This is a genomic window from Streptococcus mitis, assembly GCF_946190285.1.
GTDB classification, from domain to species: Bacteria; Bacillota; Bacilli; order Lactobacillales; family Streptococcaceae; genus Streptococcus; species Streptococcus mitis_CP.
This window is the reverse complement of sequence record NZ_CAMHZX010000001.1, coordinates 324788-345378: the sequence shown is the minus strand read 5'-3', so window position 1 is coordinate 345378 and position 20591 is coordinate 324788. Positions and strand designations below refer to the sequence as shown.

At 37.7% G+C, this 20591-nt stretch carries 14 protein-coding genes and 1 pseudogene; all 15 read left to right on the top strand.

The window, feature by feature from the left end:
- Positions 1–36 precede the first annotated feature (36 nt).
- Positions 37–210, top strand: a pseudogene (locus N8L39_RS01680) (ATP-grasp domain-containing protein); the annotation flags it as partial.
- A gap of 193 nt (positions 211–403) precedes the next feature.
- Positions 404–748, top strand: a complete 345-nt coding sequence (locus N8L39_RS01675) for a hypothetical protein (RefSeq protein WP_045606823.1) — start codon at positions 404–406, stop codon at positions 746–748.
- Between the two features lie 75 nt (positions 749–823).
- Positions 824–2101 carry a cellulose synthase gene (locus tag N8L39_RS01670; protein WP_261009874.1) on the top strand — a complete coding sequence of 426 codons (1278 nt, stop codon included), beginning with the start codon at positions 824–826 and terminating at the stop codon, positions 2099–2101.
- A gap of 306 nt (positions 2102–2407) precedes the next feature.
- Positions 2408–2878, top strand: a complete 471-nt coding sequence (locus N8L39_RS01665) for a hypothetical protein (protein WP_261009875.1) — start codon at positions 2408–2410, stop codon at positions 2876–2878.
- A gap of 231 nt (positions 2879–3109) precedes the next feature.
- Complete coding sequence (locus N8L39_RS01660; protein ID WP_261009876.1) at positions 3110–3964, top strand: ADP-ribosylglycohydrolase family protein; 855 nt, start codon at positions 3110–3112, stop codon at positions 3962–3964.
- A gap of 413 nt (positions 3965–4377) precedes the next feature.
- Entirely contained in the window at positions 4378–10221 is a 5844-nt protein-coding gene (locus N8L39_RS01655) for a mucin-binding protein (RefSeq protein WP_261009877.1), read from the top strand.
- A gap of 232 nt (positions 10222–10453) precedes the next feature.
- Positions 10454–11335, top strand: coding sequence for a diacylglycerol/lipid kinase family protein (locus N8L39_RS01650; protein ID WP_261009878.1), 882 nt, complete (start codon positions 10454–10456; stop codon positions 11333–11335).
- A 63-nt stretch (positions 11336–11398) separates the two neighbouring features.
- Positions 11399–11890, top strand: a complete 492-nt coding sequence (locus N8L39_RS01645) for a hypothetical protein (RefSeq protein ID WP_061589716.1) — start codon at positions 11399–11401, stop codon at positions 11888–11890.
- 172 nt (positions 11891–12062) lie between these two features.
- Entirely contained in the window at positions 12063–13805 is a 1743-nt protein-coding gene (locus tag N8L39_RS01640) for a glycoside hydrolase family 13 protein (protein WP_261009879.1), read from the top strand.
- Positions 13806–13924: 119 nt separating this feature from the next.
- Complete coding sequence (locus tag N8L39_RS01635) at positions 13925–14236, top strand: hypothetical protein (RefSeq protein WP_020901364.1); 312 nt, start codon at positions 13925–13927, stop codon at positions 14234–14236.
- A 561-nt stretch (positions 14237–14797) separates the two neighbouring features.
- Positions 14798–16258: an aminotransferase class I/II-fold pyridoxal phosphate-dependent enzyme gene (locus N8L39_RS01630; RefSeq protein ID WP_261009880.1), complete on the top strand. Its 1461-nt coding sequence runs from the start codon at positions 14798–14800 to the stop codon at positions 16256–16258.
- Complete coding sequence (gene speE / locus N8L39_RS01625; RefSeq protein ID WP_000366713.1) at positions 16259–17119, top strand: polyamine aminopropyltransferase; 861 nt, start codon at positions 16259–16261, stop codon at positions 17117–17119.
- Positions 17116–18375, top strand: coding sequence for a saccharopine dehydrogenase family protein (locus N8L39_RS01620; protein ID WP_261009881.1), 1260 nt, complete (start codon positions 17116–17118; stop codon positions 18373–18375). Before speE ends, N8L39_RS01620 begins: the two co-directional genes overlap by 4 nt.
- On the top strand, positions 18375–19502 hold the full coding sequence (gene nspC / locus N8L39_RS01615) for a carboxynorspermidine decarboxylase (protein ID WP_261009882.1): 1128 nt from the start codon (positions 18375–18377) through the stop codon (positions 19500–19502). Before N8L39_RS01620 ends, nspC begins: the two co-directional genes overlap by 1 nt.
- Complete coding sequence (gene aguA, locus N8L39_RS01610; protein ID WP_261009883.1) at positions 19499–20584, top strand: agmatine deiminase; 1086 nt, start codon at positions 19499–19501, stop codon at positions 20582–20584. Before nspC ends, aguA begins: the two co-directional genes overlap by 4 nt.
- Positions 20585–20591: the final 7 nt, after the last annotated feature.

Sequence of the window (20591 nt, the reverse complement as noted above, 5' to 3'; positions counted from 1 at the left end):
TATAGATATAATATTAGTGAAGTTTTAAATTCATTTGAGGGCAGAACACTTGTTGTTGAAGTAAATGATGGTTATGCATTGGGAAATTATGGCCTATCTCCTTTAAACTCAATCAATTTTCATAAAGCTAGATGGAAAGAAATGTTAAAACCCTATTTTGAAAAATATGATGTTTTTAACATTCCTGAAAGTGAACTTATAAATTTTTAGAAGGAACAGAAGTAAATCTGTGTTTAACTGCAACGAGTAAGTTGCAGTTTTTTATTTTGAATAATGATATAATAGGATAAGAAAATAATGAAAACGCTATATATTTGAAAATTGTTTAGAAAGTAGAAAGTATGAAAACAATTGATATGATTATTAAATCATCAACTTGAATTATAAAAAAAGGAGTACTGACATGCCGAAATATACCGATGAAGATATTAGAAAATTAAATAAAATCACATTAAAAATTGCTGGTGATTATTTAGGTATAAGTTCACAGGCAGTTGCGATAGGTCTTAGAAACAATCTTCTTCCAATTGGTTTTGCTATTCATAACGAAGAAAGAGATAGACGTTTCACTGAGAGTTGGTCATATCATATTATTGCTGAAAGAATGATTTCATACAATCACGGTAAGCTATCAGAGATCCGTGTTGAAAATATTGAAGCTAGTTTAGATAAAATTATAGAGGAATTTAACGGTTTAAAACAAGATTTACTTTTTATATTAAGCGAAAATGCAGAAGTGAAGAATTAGAAGTTTTTGAATTTGCGTTTTCGCTTGGTAAATATAAAAACGGTGATGTAAAGTATAAGGGTAAAGGTGTTTCAAATGAAGATGATAAAGACCTTTTCTAGAGAAGAACTCTATGAAGAAATCTGGGAGATGAGTGCAAAACAAGTTGCATTGAAATATGATTTAAGCTATTCAGACTTACTTAAGAAATGCAAAGAATTTGAAATCCCAATTCCAAAGGGTAGTTATTGGTATCGTAAGAATACTGGCCAAGATTTAAGTGAACTTATTGTTCCATTACCAAAAAATGGCGTAAATGAAGTTAATATCGATAGAAAAAGTCTAAAGAACAATAGAATAAAACATGCTAAACATAAAGAGGAGAGTTCGGAAGATAAAGATACTGTTAAACTTGATACAACTAGTATAAGAAGTTCGTTATCATTTTTAGAGGACGATAAAATAGAGCTTATTATCGAAGCCGTTTCAAACCTAAACCAGTCTCCAAATAAGAGATTACATAAATCTGTAGCTAATCTAAGAGATAAAATCGCAGAGTGGAATAAGAGGGAAAAAGCTGCTTCCTATCCTTACTTTGATTCTAGACACAGATATAATGATTTAAAAGAACCTAAATTTGTAAAAAATATTTCAGTAAATTCTCTTCCACGTTTATATCGCTTTTTAGATACACTAGTTACTGTTATTGAAAAAATCGGTGATAATGTAACTTCAAATTGGGATATTCAAATTGAAAAGGATATTGTTCGTTTTGAAGTTATAGAATCAACAGACAAAGTAAGTCATGAATTAACAAAAGAAGAAGCTAAAGAACTAGCAGAGTACAATGATAGCGTTAAGTTTAATAGATATGCTTTTAAACCAAGAATAAAGAAGTATGACTATATTCCAAATGGAAAATTTCGATTTAAGATAATAGATGGTAAATACATTAAAGATACTAAAGAATTCACACTTGAACAATCAATCCCAGAAATAATTGTTTTAATTTACCAAGAGTATTATAAAGTTAAGAACTTACGCCTTGAACGTGAAGAGAGAGAAAGACTATACGAAGAAGAACAAGAGCGAAAAAGAAAATTACAAAATAGAATCGAAGAAGAGAAGAAGCGGACAATGTCTCTTCTTAATATGCTAGAAGATTTTCAAACTGCAAATGATTTAAGATTGATGGCTGATAAATTGGAGATAGCAGGGAAACTTAGTAAAGACGAAATTGATTGGATTAGATCCAAAGCTGACTGGATAGACCCAATAGTTTCTTCAACAGATGAATTATTAGGAAATAGAAATCATGAAAATTCTAGAGAACAAAAAGAACAATATCTAAGTGAGAAAAGGTACTACTGGTAACTTTGTGTTTTTAGTTTTTACAGAGCGTAGTGTTAAATGTTGATTCTATCATTTTCGGTCTATGTTAATTCTCAAAAGGTTTCCCAAGCCTTTTGATTCTTACAAACGTATTACATCAAGTGCTTAGCTATACTGGTAATAGTATTAAAACTTTGTAACAAAAGAAATTAAGAAAGCCTTGAAACAAACGCTTTTGTCGTAATAGATATTTTAGTATTATATCTAAATGTAAAATATGTTAGGCCAAAAGTAGATTTGTGAGTTTGGAACAATGTCTCCTAGCATAGTTAGTAGTGGAGAAAAAAGATGATATGGACTAAAGAATATTTTTCTAAAATTGAATTTATTATCCATTGTGGTTGTGAAATTTTTGGTTATTTAGAGTGTAATCTGATGAACTCTGAACTGTCCTACCAAGAGTGTGGGAATACTGGAATAATCGTTTTTGAACATAGTCAGAAATTATCAGATAAATCCTTATCTAAACTCATGAATTATACGCGACTTATTGATTTTGAGCAATATAGAAATAGGAATAATTCAAATAAGAATGATAAGGTTATCGGGTTTAGAGATGTTTTTTCGATAACTTTCAAAGGCTATAGTCAAGATGGACAAGCATTACTGATATATGAGATGGAATATGTTTACAAGGATTGGTACAATAGACCTGTTGATAACCTATACAGTTTTATCAGTGATACCTATTTTTCAGACTTTCAAAATAATAGATGTTTTATTTCTCACGGTCTGATGGCTAGTGTACAACCAGTATAGTTATAACTGGAGAGTGAAGCAAATTGTGAAATCAAATAAAGTTATTTATTAAAAATGTTTATATTAAAAATTATTAAGTCTTTCCATTATATATCTTAACTTTAATTTAGAGCTATGTGAACTATAATTTTATTAGATGAACACCTATAAATTTTGTAGGAACTTAGTTTATAAGGAACTACAAATTTATAAAATATATCACGGCCTCAATACGTCACATGGAGGAATCTGATGCTTGGAGCAATTATTGGAGATATTGTCGGTTCTGTTTACGAATGGAACAATATCAAAACGAAGGACTTTCCTTTATTCCGGAAGGACTGCTTTTTTACAGATGACACGGTTATGACCTGTGCTGTTGCAGAAGCGATTATGAATGGTGGACAAAAAGACGACTTCATTGACGCGATGAAGAAATATGGCAGACTGTATCCGAATGCTGATTACGGTGCTCGGTTTAATGCATGGCTAAACAGCGATAACCTTGAGCCTTATAATAGCTTTGGGAATGGATCAGCTATGCGTGTTTCTCCATGTGCTTGGGTCATGGACTGTGATGTCTATGCGAGAACCGGAATGTGGTCATCATCTAGAGGACTTGCGAGTCTTTCTGCCGAGGTAACTCATAATCATCCAGAAGGTATTAAAGGTGCAATGGCTACAGCTGATGCTATCTTTCTTTGTCGTTTTTACTTTGGTGGTTATTGTAGAGAATACGATCAACCAATTAATGACAATCCTACAGAGTGTAAAAGACGGATTAAGGATTATATAGAGAAGACATACGGCTACAATCTATCTCAAACTTTAGATGAAATCCGCCCTAACTATCGTTTTACCGAAACATGTCAGGAAACTGTCCCTCAAGCCATTATCGCCTTTCTTGAGAGTAGAGACTTCGAAGATGCGATAAGAAATGCCATCTCACTTGGTGGCGACAGTGATACACTCGCAGCAATCACTGGTAGCATTGCAGAGGCAGCTTATGGTATTCCTGTTTGGATAAAGGATAATGCCTATTCTTATTTGGATGAAACATTAAAGGATGTACTCAGGCGATGGGAAAGATACATTTCAACAAGATAACTAAATTTGAAGGAAAATGGTTAATTTAGACAATAATTTGAAAAAGTTTAAATGTTGTTTATGGTTAGCTAGGATTCTAGTTATTCTTGGCAAATAATAAAATATTCATTATATTATTAAAAAATCAATTCTTAATTTAGATAAGAGGAATTAGCTGTCAAAAGAATAATTTTTCTTGTCTTTTTTTATTTTATAATATATCAAGTAATAGATATGTGATAAATAAGCTTTAAATGAGAAAACTAGAATATAGATATTGTACTTACGGTACAAAAAATAAACATAATAAATAAGATAAATCAATTGCACTTCACGTTTCTGTGTGTTATTATGTTACAGTTGTCATTTTCAAATATAAATAATTATTCAAATATTTGAAAAGTGTCTAAAAAATCAATTTCAAGAGGTAAATTATGTATTCAAGAACAGAAAAATACCATGGTAGAAGAGCCCAACGTTTTTCTATTCGTAAGTATAGTTTTGGGGCAGCCAGTGTTCTATTGGGAACTGCTCTCCTATTAGGAGCAAATGCTGTTAAAGCTGATGAAACAAATGTTGCGACTACAAAAGCGCCAGAAATTACAAATCCTGATAAACAGAAACCTGATTCAGCCATAACAACACCAGTTGTTGAGGAACTTCCAGAATTAAAGCTTGATGCTGTAAAAGCAGATGAAAAACCTGAAGTAAAAGATGACGCTAAAACTGAAGCAACACCTGTAGCAGAAAAAGAAGTTACTGATAAAGTTGAAAAAGAAAAATCTGATAAAGAGCAAGCTGACAAAAAAGAAGTAGATAAAGAAAAGGCTGAAACAGTAAAACCTAAAGATGAAGTTAAATCAGTTCTTACTCAATTGACTTCAGAAGCAGAAGTAATGGCAACAGTGGCTTCAAACTTTTCAGATAAAGAAGTCAAAGATGTTGAAGCTAAACAAAAATTATCAGCTGCAATTGCTGCAGTCAAGCTTGAAGCGGTAGCGGCAAAAGGTTTGCTCTATTCTAACGATTCTACGGAAGAACAACTAACAGCCCAAGTAAACCGCATCTCATCTGCTATTGAAGCGGTCTATGCTGAAATGAAACGTGCAGGCCATGCAGATAAAGTAGAAGCTGTGCTTGGAGCTACAGATACTAAAGATCAAACCATTACAGGTAAAGGTGTTGTCAGAAATGGTAATGCAATTGTAACAGTTAATAATGCCTATGTGACCATGAATGCAGATAATACGAAACCTAAAGCATGGGGGATTAATGTTGTTTTTGACACTTCTCAAGCTCAAAATGGAGATACTACAACAATTGAACTTAAAAATTTAGCAGGCCTTGGTGATAGTTTTAAACCAAATGAAACAAAGATTAAAGCTTCAGATGGAACTGTTATTGGGGTAGTTACAAAGTTAGTTTCTACAAACTCTACAGGAAGTAGAGGAGGAGAGTCTCCATTCTGGTCTCAACGTAAGAAAGATGGTAAAACTTATCAAGAGCGACTTACCGAACAACCAGCTATTCCCAATGAAGTAGGTTCAACCACTTACACAATCACATGGAATGATAAGGCAAAAAACTACGCTGTAACAACTTTTTATGCTGAAAATTTAACTGCTGCAGGATATGTAGCACCTGATATTGTTGAAGATAAAGACTACACGGCAAGTATAAGTGTAAATGGTCAAAAAATCTTAGAACATACATATACACATAAAGCTACTAAACCGAATGCTCAAAAACAAAATACTTCTGCAACTTTAATGGGAGATAATATTTTAGGCTATAAGGGAAATGAAATTATCCGAAAAAGTGATGCAATTGTTATTAATACTGACAGTGATGTCCGTTATGGAACAGGTTCGAAATTTAAGATTACTCTGCCAAATGACGAATTTAATTACTTCCGTAAGATTGATGGGGCAAAGGATACTTTAACAAACACAGAAGAAAAAAGTATAACTTATCGACCAGCTAACCGTTGGAGTAATGTTCAAGCAAATGAAAATAATGTTTGGATTCTTAACGACGGTCGCGATACAGACTTTACTTTGAAAGCGACAGTAAAATCACCGACAGAACTTGAAATAGAAGTGATTGATGGTGCAATCCAAGAAGGTTCTGTGCTTTCGATGGATTTAGCCAAACTTGGTGTTGAGAAAGTAATAACTAACCGTACATTCTCAGATGAATACTCTAAGTTCAAGTATAATGAATTAGGGAAGATTCAAAAAGGTAGTGTCGTTGGAGATATCGACAAGACAGCAGCAACTCTTACAGTATCAGGTGGAACACCTCTAAACGGTGGAGAAGAAAATATAACTACAAAAGTAGCTAATGGTTGGATAGTTGATTCATACCCTCTTGGAGATACTACTAATGAAACAGGGGCTGTTACTATCACTTTAGTAAATATTGAGACAGGTGAAGAGATTGCCTATGAACCAACAAGTTATGATGGTTTTGCTAAACCTAATGAAGATGGTAGCTATGAAACTAAGAATATTTTAGGTAAAAAATATGATGTTTCAAATGAACTTCCCGATTTAACTAAAACGATTAATGGCATTGAATACATCCGTGTTGATGTTCCAGCTAAAGGAACAACAGGAACAGTTAACATTGGTCCAAAACGTGCGAGTGCTATCTATAGTTCAGAAGAACTTCAAGCGAATGGTGTTAACCCAAACGCCTTTGTAAACAATGTTGTATACTACTATGTTAAGAAAACAAAAGTAGAAGAGGTAAATCGTACGATTAAGTATGTTTACGCAGACGATGTTAAGGATCTTGCAGGACAACAAGTATTTGAACCAACAAAACAAACTGTAAGCTATACAGGTACTATCCAAGTAAATGATAAAAATGAAGCGCAGGTAGATACCAATAGAAAACCTATCTATATTAATTGGGTTGGAAACGGTGATACAAACCTTCCAGAACTTGCAGTCCCTAAAAAAGAAGGATACATCGCAAGTGTAGAAAAAGTTCCTGTACAGGCTACAACTGCAACAGATGAAGATTACGAATATGTTGTTACCTATACAGCTATCCAAAAAGCTAAGACAACATTTATTTACCAAGACAAAGATGGTAATGCAAAAGAAGTTGAAGGAAATACACCGGTAACTGAAACAGGTAAAGGTGGAGACAAACTTACAAAAGCAGAAGTAATCGCTGAGAAAATCAAAGAAGCTCAAAACAAAGGATATGAATTAGTATCTAATACATACCCAGAAGGTGGTGAGTTTGATAAAGATGCGAATACTGATCAAGAGTTCACAGTAACACTTAAAGAACGTGTTGTACCAGTTACACCAGATCAACCGAAAACACCAGGAACTCCAGTGGATCCAAACAACCCAGACGGACCTAAATACCCAGCTGGCTTGGAAGAAAAAGATCTAAACAAAACTGTCACACGTACAATCACATACGTATACGCAGATGGAACTCCAGTATTAAACGAAGACGGCACTCCAAAAGTTGTTACCCAAGAGGCTAAATTCACTCGTGAAGCTAAGGTCAACTTGGTAACAGATGAAGTGACTTACGGAGATTGGACACCAGCTCAAGACTTGACTGAAGTGAAATCGCCTGAGATTGCTAAACACACAGTTGATAAAGCTACAGTAGGGACAGTGCAAGTAACCAACTCTTCAGAAAATATTAATGAAGTAGTTACATATACACCAGTTCAAAAAGCAACAACAACATTTGTTTACCAAGATAAAGATGGTAACGTTAAGCAAGTAGAAGGAAATGAACCAATTTCTGAAACAGGTACAAATGGTGATAAGCTTACTAAGGCAGAAGTAATCGCTGCAAAAATCAAAGAAGCTCAAAACAAAGGATATGAATTAGTTTCTAATACATACCCAACAGACGGAGTATTCGATAAAGATGTTAACACTGACCAAGAGTTCACAGTAACGTTTAAAGAACGTGTTGTACCAGTTACACCAGATCAACCAAAAACTCCAGGAACTCCAGTTGATCCAAACAACCCAGACGGACCTAAATACCCAGCTGGCTTAGAAGAAAAAGATCTAAACAAAACAGTCACGCGTACAATTACTTATGTCTACGAAGATGGAACTCCAGTATTAAACGAAGACGGCACTCCAAAAACAGTAACACAAGAAACTAAATTCACACGTGAAGCAAAAGTTAACTTAGTTACAGGAGAAGTTACATATGGAGATTGGACACCAGCTCAAGACTTAGCTGAAGTGAAATCACCAGTAGTACCAGGATACTTAGCTGATAAAGCAAGTGTGCCAGTTGTAAATGTAACTGCGGATTCAAAAGATACTACAGAGGTAGTAACCTACAAACCACTTGGTTCATGGGTACCAAATATCCCAGGTCAACCAACAAACCCAATCAAGTATCCAAATGATCCAACAGATCCAACAACACCAGGCAACGACAAACCAGTTCTTCCATACGTACCAGGTATGACTCCTAAGGACAAAGATGGTAATCCGTTGAAACCAGTAGATCCAAATGATCCAACTAAAGGTTATGAAGTACCAAATGTTCCAACTAACCCAGGTGAGGATACACCAATCAACTACGTGAAGGATACGCAAAAAGCGAAAACAACTTTCGTAGATGAGAAAGGAAATCCAATTCCAGGTGTTGATGCTATTACTGAAGAAGGTGACTCAGATACACCACTTACAAAAGAAGCTGACGTAAAAGCGAAAATCAAAGAACTTGAAAACAAAGGATATGAATTAGTATCTAATACATACCCAGAAGGTGGTAAGTTCGATAAAGATAAAGATACTGATCAAGAGTTCAAAGTAACGCTTAAAGCTAAAGTAGTTACAGTAACACCAGATCAACCAAAAACACCTGGAACTCCAGTAGATCCAAACAATCCAGACGGACCTAAATACCCAGCTGGCTTAGAAGAAAAAGATCTAAACAAAACAGTCACGCGTACAATTACTTATGTCTACGAAGATGGAACTCCAGTATTAAACGAAGACGGTACTCCGAAAACAGTAACACAAGAAGCTAAATTCACACGTGAAGCTAAGGTCAACTTGGTTACAGGTGAAGTGACTTACGGAGATTGGACTCCAGAACAAGATTTAGCTGAAGTTAAATCACCAGTAGTTAAGGGATTTGTAGCTGATAAAGCAACTGTAGCAACTACAAAAGTAACTGCAGACTCAGAAGATACTACAGAAGTAGTAACATACAAACCACTTGGATCATGGGTACCAAACATTCCAGGTCAACCAACTAACCCAATCAAGTATCCAAATGATCCAGCAGATCCAACAAAACCAGGAAGTGATAAACCAGTTCTTCCATACGTCCCAGGTCACACACCTGTTGATGGAAACGGTCAACCACTTAAACCAGTAGATCCAAAAGATCCAGCAAAAGGATACGAAGTACCAAATGTTCCAACTAATCCAGGTGAAGATACACCAATCAATTACGTAGCAAACAAAGCTAACCTAGTAGTTAAGTATGTAGATGAAAACGGTAAAGAGCTTCTACCTTCAGAAACTACAGAAGGTAAAGTAGGTGATGAGTACGCTACAAGTGGAAAAGTTATTACTGGATACGTATTGGAACGTGTAGAAGGTGAAGCTAAAGGTAAGATTGGAGAAAACGGTACAACAGTAACTTATGTTTACAAACCACTTGGTTCATGGATTCCAAACATTCCAGGTCAACCAACTAACCCAATCAAGTATCCAAATGATCCAGTAGATCCAACAAAACCAGGAAGTGATAAACCAGTTCTTCCATACGTCCCAGGTCACACACCTGTTGATGGAAACGGTCAACCACTTAAACCAGTAGATCCAAAAGATCCAGCAAAAGGATACGAAGTACCAAATGTTCCAACTAATCCAGGTGAAGATACACCAATTAATTACATTTCAAACAGTCCTAAGCCAAACCCAACTCCTTACCCAGGACCAACTCCAGCTCCAACTCCTAAACCAGAGCCTAAGCCGGAACCAGCACCAGTTCCAACAACACCAGAGACTCCTGAACAACCAGTAGCTCCAGTGCAACCGGAACAACCAACAACTCCAACCCAACCTGCTGTTCCAACACCAGCTGAAACATCAGTACCAACTGATTCAGCTACTCAACCATCAAGACCTAAATATGTTGATGGTCAAAAAGAATTGCCTAACACAGGTACAGAAGCTAACGCTAGCCTAGCAGCGCTTGGACTTCTTGGAGCCCTAGGTGGATTTGGATTTCTTGCTCGAAAGAAAAAAGAAGACTAAAAACTCATAGTTTTTAAGAAGATGATTCGTCATCTTCTTTTTTTATAAAAAATATGTATTTTAATATCTAAATTTTATAATTATCTTTAAAAGAGTGATAATTTTAGTCTAGTTCACACTTTATTCTAAGCACATTATTTCGCTTTTCCGTATTTTCATTGTATAATAGGATTACATTTACTTGCATACGACGAAATGTAAACATTTCTATTTAAAATTAAGGAGAGCATTAATGAAAAAAGCAATGGTAATTATCAACCCTACCTCTGGTGGCGAGAAGGCTTTGGATTACAAAGAAAAGCTGGAGAATAAAGTAAAAGAATACTTTGACCACGTAGAAACCAAAATTACTGAAAAAGCGTTGGATGCAACACATTTTGCTGAGGAAGCTTCTAGTGAGCAGTACGATGCAGTGGTTGTTTTTGGTGGAGATGGGACTGTCAATGAAGTCATTTCGGGTATTGCTGAGAGAGACTACATTCCTAAGTTAGGAATTATCCCAGGTGGGACGGGTAACCTCATTACAAAACTGTTGGAAATCAATCAAGACATCGATGGCGCGATTGATGAACTGGATTTCAACTTAACCAATAAGATTGATATCGGTAAAGCGAATGACAATTATTTTGGTTATATCTTTAGTATCGGTTCTCTGCCTGAGGCGATTCACAATGTTGAAATCGAGGATAAGACAAAATTCGGTATTTTAGCCTATGCTGTAAATACCATGAAGTCTGTCATGACGGATCAGGTCTTTAACATTAAGGTTGAGACAGAAAATGGAAATTATGATGGTGAAGCTAGTCATGTTTTGGTTCTCTTGACAAATTACTTCGCTGATAAGAAAATCTTTGAAGAAAACAAAGACGGCTATGCCAATATTTTGATTCTAAAAGATGCGTCTCTATTCTCCAAATTATCCGTTATTCCTGATTTACTAAAAGGAGATGTTGTCGGCAATGATAATATTGAGTATATCAGAGCGCGTAATATTAAGATTTCTTCAGATAGTGAATTGGAGTCAGATGTTGACGGCGATAAATCGGATAACCTACCTGTAGAAATCAAAGTTCTAGCTCAGCGAATTGAAGTATTTTCAAAACCGAAAGAGTAGAAGGTAAAAATTAGTTTATTATTCACAACGAAATTAAGTTCTATATCAACGATTGGAGGAGGAATGAATTCTCTATTTGATGAATTTCGAACAATCTGTTCTCATTTAAACCAAGTCGGAATCACTCCGACGCTCATGGGGTCTTTGGGGTTTGAATACCGTTCAAATGAAGAATGGAGGCCGTCTGACATTGACATTCATGTGCCTGGTGATCCTAGAGGGTGGGAAGCACCTGATCATCTCAGAATTTATGAGTGGGACAAGATAATGAAAGTGATGAAACACTTAGGCTATGCCCTAATAGATATTCATGAGCATGAATTCAAAAAAGATGGTCTGAGTGTTGAATTCGGAAGTATCGATTCTTTACCTGATTTTGCAGGAGTTTCGGAATCGGATATAGAATTGATTCATCTCGAAAACATCACTTTTCGCATTCCAAATCTAGAACAGTTTTTAAGTATTTACAAGGCTTCTTCCCAAGATTCTTATCGAAATGAGCACAATAACAATAAGGATTTTAAAAAAATTGAGTGGCTGGAAAGACATTTGTAAATCATCATTTGGAAAGTAGCAAGTTGTAAGACTGGCTGCTTTTTTATTTATAGAACCAAACCACTAGAATCTACGGACAAGACTTGAAAATAAAATACGAAAGTAGTATACTAGAATCACAATTATGAAAACGTTTGCGTAAAAATCGATTAAAAATTTAGGAGCCAAATTGATGGAATTAAGTGCCATTTACCATAGGACTGAGTCGGAGTTTGCCTATCTTTACAAGAATAAGAAACTTCATATTCGGATTCGAACTAAGAAAGGGGATATTGAAAGTATCAACTTGCATTATGGTGACCCTTTTATCTTTATGGAGGAGTTTTATCAAGATACAAAGAAAATGGCCAAGATAACTTCTGATGCCTTATTTGACTATTGGCAGGTTGAAGTGTCTGTTGACTTTGCACGTATCCAGTATCTCTTTGAAGTCACGGATACAGAAGGCCAAAGTATTTTGTATGGCGATAGAGGGTGTGTGGAAAATTCTCTAGAAAATCTTCATGCCATTGGAAACGGATTTAAGTTGCCCTGTCTTCATGAGATTGATGCATGCCAAGTTCCTGATTGGGTTTCAAATACGGTATGGTATCAGATATTTCCTGAGAGATTTGCTAACGGAAATGCTCTATTAAACCCAGAAGGGACTTTAGACTGGTATTCATCTATCACACCTAAGAGCGATGATTTCTTTGGTGGTGATTTACAGGGGATTATTGACCATCTGGATTACTTGCAAGACTTGGGCATTACTGGGCTTTATCTCTGTCCTATATTTGAATCTACGAGCAATCATAAATACAATACGACAGATTACTTTGAAATTGACCGTCATTTTGGAGACAAGGAGACCTTTCGGGAGCTGGTCGAGCAAGCTCATCATCGTGGCATGAAAATCATGCTGGATGCGGTATTTAACCATATTGGTTCGCAATCGCCTCAATGGCAAGATGTTGTTGAACATGATGAGCAATCTGCTTATAAAGATTGGTTCCATATACAACAATTCCCAGTGGCAACTGAAAAGCTAGTCAACAAGAGAGAGTTGCCTTATCATGCTTTTGGTTTCGAGGACTATATGCCTAAGCTAAATACAGCCAATCCAGAGGTCAATGACTATCTATTAAAGGTTGCGACTTATTGGATTGAAGAGTTTGATATCGATGCTTGGCGTTTGGATGTGGCTAATGAGATTGACCATCAGTTTTGGAAGGATTTTCGTAAGGCAGTTTTAGCTAAAAAGTCTGATCTTTATATCCTAGGAGAAGTCTGGCATAGGTCTCAGCCTTGGCTAAATGGAGATGAGTTCCATGCGGTCATGAATTATCCTTTATCTGATAGCATCAAGGAGTATTTTTTGCGTGGTGTTAAGAAGACGGATCAGTTCATCGATGAAATCAATGGTCAGTCTATGTATTACAAGCAGCAGATTTCAGAGGTCATGTTTAATCTCTTGGATTCACATGATACAGAACGAATCTTGTGGACGGCCAATGAGGATGTGCAACTGGTTAAATCAGCTCTAGCCTTTCTCTTTTTTCAAAAAGGAACACCCTGCATCTATTATGGAACAGAGTTATCCTTGACTGGTGGTCCAGACCCAGATTGTCGACGTTGTATGCCTTGGGAACGTGTATCAAGTGACAATGATATGCTGAATTTCATGAAGCAGCTGATTAATATTAGAAAACAAGCGTCATCAACCATTCAGCATGGTAAGTATAGCCTAAAAGAAATTAAACAAGATGTAGTAGCTCTGGAATGGACATACGAAGGCCGGGTCCTTAAAGCGATCTTTAACCAATCAAAAGATGATTATCTTTTAGAGAAAGAAGTAGTAACACTAGCAAGCAATTGCCAAGAATTAGAGAATCAGCTTGTGATTTCTCCAAAAGGATTTGTGATTTTTCATTAAAGAGCAATTATGAGCGACAGGAAAGTTGTAGTATAGAGAAGATTTTACAAACAGACTATTTGTCGTCTTGCTACAATTGGTATATAATTTAACATAGAGAAAATAGGAGGATTTATCGAATGGAATTAAAAGATTTTACAGAAAAAGAACAGGAAATGATTAAGAAGGGGCTGACGACGTCTAAGATTAGTGACAAGGAAACTGCTGAAAAGATTCTTGCGCTAGTACCACAAGACTTGATTAAGCGAATTCCATTTTTCGTCAGAAAACATGCTACGACACGTACTATTAAACGCATTTCAATTGAACACCCTGAACTCTACGCTGCAGCTCAAACAAGTGGTGAAATACCAGAAAAAGAACGCGAAGAATTACGTCAGATTATCACAACTATCTTTGAACAAAAGATGAATAAGCATAGTATTCGTTAAATACAAAATCTGAGAACTAGAGCCTTCTAGTTCTTTTTATATTCGCTTTCACATTATACAGTTTATAAAAATCTATATAAAATATTATATTTCCGAACAAAAGTAGATATTTTTTAAAAAAAGTACTTTACAGAATGTTGGAAGTATGATATAGTAATAAAGCTTAGAAAATGAGATGATGTTTTCTAGCAAATATAAACCCGAGTAAAAAATGCCTACGGACAGGCAGGGTTGAATGCCGAAGCGTGGTTGAAAAACCACATTATTGATAGGGTTAAAAGCCTACTTTTATAAGTTGATGTTAGGACACTTGTCCTAATTCATAAATTTTAAATTTTTAGTGTGGTGAAAGCACACGTCATCTTGTGAAACGATCAATAAAGTACGTAATATTTGCTACTAGAGAGTTTGGAAACATCTGGAACAGACATACTCAACAGAAACAAACATAAAAACGTCAGAAGATTGCAGAGCAGGTGGAAACCTGCTCTTTTTTCATGAGTCAACCTTTAGTCGTCTTCGTCTTCTTGAAGCGCTAAAAATACAGTAAAGGAGTATGTCTTGAAAGATTTAGATCAAAACCAAGCCCCAATTTATGAGGCCTTGGTGAAGTTACGCAAGAAAAGAATTGTTCCCTTTGATGTACCAGGTCACAAACGCGGACGAGGGAATCCAGAACTTGTCGAACTATTAGGAGAAAAATGTGTTGGCATTGATGTCAATTCGATGAAACCCTTGGATAATTTAGGGCATCCCATTTCGATCATTCGGGATGCAGAGGATCTGGCAGCTGATGCTTTTGGAGCAGCCCATGCCTTTCTCATGATTGGGGGAACAACTTCATCGGTGCAGACTATGATTCTGTCAACCTGCAAGGCTGGAGATAAGATTATTCTGCCACGAAATGTCCATAAATCTGCTATCAATGCGCTGGTTCTATGTGGTGCTATTCCCATCTATATAGAGATGAGTGTAGATCCTAAGATTGGTATCGCTTTAGGTCTTGAAAATGACCGAGTAGCACAGGCCATAAAGGACCATCCAGATGCCAAGGCAATATTGATTAACAATCCCACTTACTACGGCATCTGTTCAGACCTTAAAGGTTTAACGGAAATGGCTCATGAAGCTGGCATGATGGTTTTGGTAGATGAGGCCCACGGGGCGCATTTGCATTTTACAGATAAACTTCCAATTTCTGCTATGGATGCAGGTGCTGATATGGCAGCAGTCTCCATGCATAAGTCTGGTGGGAGTTTGACACAAAGTTCGCTTCTTTTAATCGGGAAGCAGATGAATCCTGAATACGTACGTCAGATTATCAATCTTACCCAGTCAACATCTGCCTCTTACTTGTTGATGGCTAGTCTGGATATTTCACGTCGCAACTTGGTCCTTCGTGGTAAAGAGTCGTTTGAGAAGGTCATTGAGCTATCCGAGTATGCCCGCTGTGAAATCAATGCTATCGGTGGATACTATGCCTACTCAAAAGAGTTAATAGACGGAGTATCCGTTTGCGATTTTGACGTGACCAAGTTGTCAGTTTACACTCAGGGTATTGGCTTAACAGGTATCGAGGTTTATGACCTCCTACGAGACGAATACGACATTCAGATTGAGTTTGGTGATATTGGCAATATCTTGGCCTATATTTCGATTGGTGACCGGATCCAAGACATCGAGCGCTTAGTCGGTGCTTTAGCAGATATCAAGAGACTCTATTCACGAGATGGGAAGGACTTGATAGCTGGAGAATATATCCAGCCAGAGTTGGTCCTTTCTCCTCAGGAAGCCTTCTATTCAGAGAGAAGAAGTTTGTCTTTAGACGAATCTGTTGGACAAGTCTGTGGAGAATTTGTTATGTGTTATCCTCCAGGGATTCCTATCTTGGCTCCTGGTGAACGCATTACACGTGAAATTGTAGACTATATCCAATTTGCCAAGGAACGTGGTTGCTCCCTCCAAGGGACGGAAGATCCTGAGGTCAATCACATCAACGTCATTAAGAGAAAGGAGAACTAGATGGATTTATGGTTTTCTGAAGTTCATACTCCAGATGTGAAATTGTCCCTGAGAACAGCCAAGCAACTCTACGCTGGAAAAAGTGAATGGCAGGATATCGAAGTTCTAGATACACCAGCTTTTGGAAAAATACTGATTTTAAATGGGCATGTCTTGTTTTCAGATGCGGATGATTTTGTCTACAATGAAATGACCGTCCATGTTCCCATGGCTGTCCACCCAAATCCCAAGAAAGTCTTGGTTATTGGGGGTGGTGACGGTGGTGTTGCTCAAGTATTAACACTCTATCCTGAGCTTGAACAAATCGATATCGTGGAACCAGATGAAATGTTGGTTGAGGTCTGTCGTGAGTATTTCCCAGATTTTGCCGCAGGGCTAGACGATCCTCGTGTTACCATTTACTACCAAAATGGACTACGCTTTTTGCGAAACTGTGAAGATGACTACGATATTATCATCAACGATGCGACAGACCCATTTGGCCATACGGAAGGGCTCTTTACCAAGGAATTTTACGGCAACAGTTACAGAGCCTTGAAAGAAGACGGCATCATGATTTACCAGCATGGGAGTCCCTTCTTTGACGAGGATGAGTCGGCTTGCCGAAGCATGCACCGCAAGGTTAATCAAGCCTTTCCAATCAGTCGAGTCTACCAAGCCCACATCCCAACCAGTCCAGCTGGCTATTGGTTGTTTGGATTTGCATCGAAAAAATACCACCCTGTTAAAGATTTTGACAAGGAAGGCTGGAAAAAACGCCAGCTTTTCACAGAATACTACACTGCAAACTTACACGTGGGAGCCTTTATGTTGCCCAAGTATGTTGAGGACATTTTAGAAGAAGAGGAAGGAAAAAAATGAGTCGTTTATTAGTTATTGGATGTGGGGGCGTTGCCCAAGTTGCTATTTCAAAGATTTGTCAAGATAGCGAAACATTTACAGAAATTATGATTGCTAGCCGTACCAAGTCAAAATGCGATGACTTGAAAGCGAAGCTAGAAGGTAAAACAAGTACAAAGATTGAAACAGTCGCACTTGATGCTGACAAGGTTGAAGAAGTGATTGCCCTGATTGAAAGCTACAAACCAGAAGCTGTTTTGAACGTAGCTTTACCATATCAAGATTTAACCATTATGGATGCTTGTTTGGCAACAGGTGTTCACTATATCGATACAGCCAACTACGAAGCAGAAGACACAGAAGACCCTGAATGGCGTGCCATCTATGAGAAACGTTGTAAGGAACTTGGTTTTACAGCCTACTTTGACTACTCATGGCAATGGGCTTATCAGGAAAAATTCAAAGAAGCAGGCTTGACCGCTCTGCTTGGCTCTGGCTTTGACCCAGGTGTAACCAGCGTCTTTTCAGCTTATGCACTCAAACATTATTTTGATGAAATCCATTATATCGATATTCTAGACTGTAATGGTGGTGACCATGGTTATCCGTTTGCGACTAACTTCAACCCAGAAATCAATCTACGCGAGGTTTCTGCACCAGGTTCTTACTGGGAAGATGGAAAGTGGGTCGAAGTCGAAGCTATGTCTATCAAACGTGAGTACGATTTCCCTCAGGTTGGACAAAAAGATATGTATCTCCTTCACCATGAAGAAATTGAATCATTGGCGAAAAACATTCCAGGTGTCAAACGCATTCGTTTCTTTATGACCTTTGGTCAATCTTACTTGACGCACATGAAATGTCTTGAAAATGTTGGACTCCTTCGTACAGATTCGATTAACTTCAATGGGCAAGAAATTGTACCAATCCAATTCTTGAAAGCCTTGCTTCCAGATCCTGCCAGCCTTGGCCCACGTACAGTTGGTAAAACCAATATTGGTTGTATCTTTACAGGTGTCAAAGATGGTGTTGAAAAGACCATCTACATCTACAATGTTTGCGACCATCAAGAGTGCTATGCAGAAGTCGGGTCACAAGCCATTTCTTACACGACAGGCGTTCCAGCCATGATTGGGACAAAATTGGTTATGAACGGTACTTGGAAACAAGCTGGAGTGTATAACCTTGAAGAGTTGGATCCAGATCCATTCATGGAAGCTTTGAATGAGTATGGTTTGCCATGGGTTGTGGTTGAAAATCCACAAATGGTGGACTAATGAAGCTAGAACAAGTACCAACACCAGCCTATGTTATTGACTTGGCCCGTTTAGAATCTAACTGTAAAATTCTTCATGAAGTTCAAGAAAAAGCAGGTTGCAAGGTTTTGCTTGCCCAGAAGGCCTATTCCCTCTACAAAACCTATCCCTTGATTAGCCAGTATCTATCAGGTACGACAGCCAGTGGACTCTATGAAGCTAAGCTAGCTAGGGAAGAATTCTCTGGGGAAGTCCATGTCTTTGCGCCTGCTTTCAAGGATGCAGACTTGGAGGAAATGCTAAAGATAACGGACCATATCGTCTTTAACTCAGAGAGACAGTTGCGTAAACATGGGCCTCGTTGTCGAGATGCTGGTATCAGTGTTGGTTTGCGCATAAACCCTCAATGTTCAACGCAAGGTGACCACGCGCTTTATGACCCTTGTGCTCCAGGCTCTCGTTTTGGAGTCACTCTAGACAGGATTCCTCGTGATTTACTAGATTTGGTGGATGGTCTTCATTTTCACACCCTTTGTGAGCAAGGTTCGGATGATTTAGAGACAACTTTGAAAGCAGTAGAAGCGCAATTTGGAACGTATTTGCATCAGGTCAAATGGCTCAATATGGGGGGCGGACACCACATCACAAGAGAAGGTTACGATGTGGATTTGCTGATTTCAGAAATCAAGCGTATCCGAGAAACTTACAATCTTGAAATCTATATCGAGCCGGGTGAAGCCATTGCGCTCAATGCGGGTTATTTAGCAACTGAGGTATTAGATATTGTAGAAAACGGTATGGAAATCTTGGTTTTAGACGCCTCTGCGACCTGCCATATGCCTGATGTACTTGAGATGCCCTATCGTCCACCTTTGAGAAATGGTTTTGAGGCACAGGAAAAAGCCCATACCTACAGACTTTCTTCCAATACATGTCTGACGGGCGATGTGATTGGTGATTATAGTTTTGAAAATCCAGTCCAAATCGGTGACAGGCTTTATTTTGAAGATATGGCCATTTATTCCTTTGTCAAAAACAATACCTTCAACGGTATTGGATTGCCAAGTCTCTATCTTATGGACGAACAGGGAGACTGTAGCTTAATCAAAGCCTTCGGATATCAAGACTTTAAAGGGAGATTATCATGATGGACAGTCCCAAAAAATTAGGCTATCGTATGCCAGCAGAGTACGAACCCCATCATGGTACCCTCATGATATGGCCGACTCGACCAGGATCATGGCCCTTTCAAGGAAAAGCTGCTAAAAGAGCATTTAGCCAGATTATCAAAAACATTGCAGAAGGGGAAAGAGTCTATCTTTTGGTGGAGCAGGATTATCTATCTGAAGCCCAAGACTACCTTGGAGATAGCGTTATTTATTTAGACATTCCCACCAATGATGCCTGGGCCCGTGATACAGGTCCGACCATTCTCGTCAATGATAAAAGAGAAAAGTTGGCAGTCGATTGGGCTTTCAATGCTTGGGGTGGTGCTGTTGATGGTCTTTATCAAGATTATGAAGATGATGACCAAGTAGCCAGTCGTTTTGCTGAGGCATTGGAAATGCCTGTTTACGATGCCAAACCTTTTGTCCTTGAAGGCGGAGCGATACACAGCGATGGTCAAGGAACCATTCTCGTGACTGAAAGTTGCCTTCTCAGTCCTGGTCGCAATCCTCATCTTAGTAAGGAAGAAATCGAAAATACCTTATTAGAGTGCCTTGGAGTCGAAAAAGTTATCTGGCTTCCTTATGGTATTTATCAGGACGAAACCAATGAACACGTTGACAACGTTGCTGCCTTTGTTGGTCCTGCTGAGCTTGTTTTGGCTTGGACAGACGATCAAAACGATCCTCAATATGACATGTCAGCAGCTGATTTAGCGCTTTTAGAAAAGGAAACAGATGCAAAAGGTCGTCACTTCACTATTCATAAATTGCCAATCCCAGCTCTTCATCAAGTTGTAACCAAAGAGGATTTGCCAGGCTACATCTATGAAGAAGGAGAAGAAGAGCGATACGCAGGTGAACGACTAGCAGCTTCCTACGTAAACTTTTATATCACCAACAAGTCTGTCCTTGTTCCCCAGTTTCAAGATGTCAATGACCAAGTGGCCTTAGATATTCTCAGTAAGTGTTTCCCAGGCCGTAAAGTTGTCGGAATACCAGCCAGAGATATTCTTTTAGGTGGTGGCAATATCCACTGTATCACCCAACAAATCCCAGAATAGGAGAAAA

What these genes read in the sequence shown, in the direction of transcription:
- N8L39_RS01675 (WP_045606823.1), top strand. Translation starts at nt 404, where the DNA reads ATGCCGAAATATACCGATGAAGATATTAGAAAATTAAATAAAATCACA.
- N8L39_RS01670 (WP_261009874.1), top strand. Translation starts at nt 824, where the DNA reads ATGAAGATGATAAAGACCTTTTCTAGAGAAGAACTCTATGAAGAAATC.
- N8L39_RS01665 (WP_261009875.1), top strand. Translation starts at nt 2,408, where the DNA reads ATGATATGGACTAAAGAATATTTTTCTAAAATTGAATTTATTATCCAT.
- N8L39_RS01660 (WP_261009876.1), top strand. Translation starts at nt 3,110, where the DNA reads ATGCTTGGAGCAATTATTGGAGATATTGTCGGTTCTGTTTACGAATGG.
- N8L39_RS01655 (WP_261009877.1), top strand. Translation starts at nt 4,378, where the DNA reads ATGTATTCAAGAACAGAAAAATACCATGGTAGAAGAGCCCAACGTTTT.
- N8L39_RS01650 (WP_261009878.1), top strand. Translation starts at nt 10,454, where the DNA reads ATGAAAAAAGCAATGGTAATTATCAACCCTACCTCTGGTGGCGAGAAG.
- N8L39_RS01645 (WP_061589716.1), top strand. Translation starts at nt 11,399, where the DNA reads ATGAATTCTCTATTTGATGAATTTCGAACAATCTGTTCTCATTTAAAC.
- N8L39_RS01640 (WP_261009879.1), top strand. Translation starts at nt 12,063, where the DNA reads ATGGAATTAAGTGCCATTTACCATAGGACTGAGTCGGAGTTTGCCTAT.
- N8L39_RS01635 (WP_020901364.1), top strand. Translation starts at nt 13,925, where the DNA reads ATGGAATTAAAAGATTTTACAGAAAAAGAACAGGAAATGATTAAGAAG.
- speE (WP_000366713.1), top strand. Translation starts at nt 16,259, where the DNA reads ATGGATTTATGGTTTTCTGAAGTTCATACTCCAGATGTGAAATTGTCC.
- N8L39_RS01620 (WP_261009881.1), top strand. Translation starts at nt 17,116, where the DNA reads ATGAGTCGTTTATTAGTTATTGGATGTGGGGGCGTTGCCCAAGTTGCT.
- nspC (WP_261009882.1), top strand. Translation starts at nt 18,375, where the DNA reads ATGAAGCTAGAACAAGTACCAACACCAGCCTATGTTATTGACTTGGCC.
- aguA (WP_261009883.1), top strand. Translation starts at nt 19,499, where the DNA reads ATGATGGACAGTCCCAAAAAATTAGGCTATCGTATGCCAGCAGAGTAC.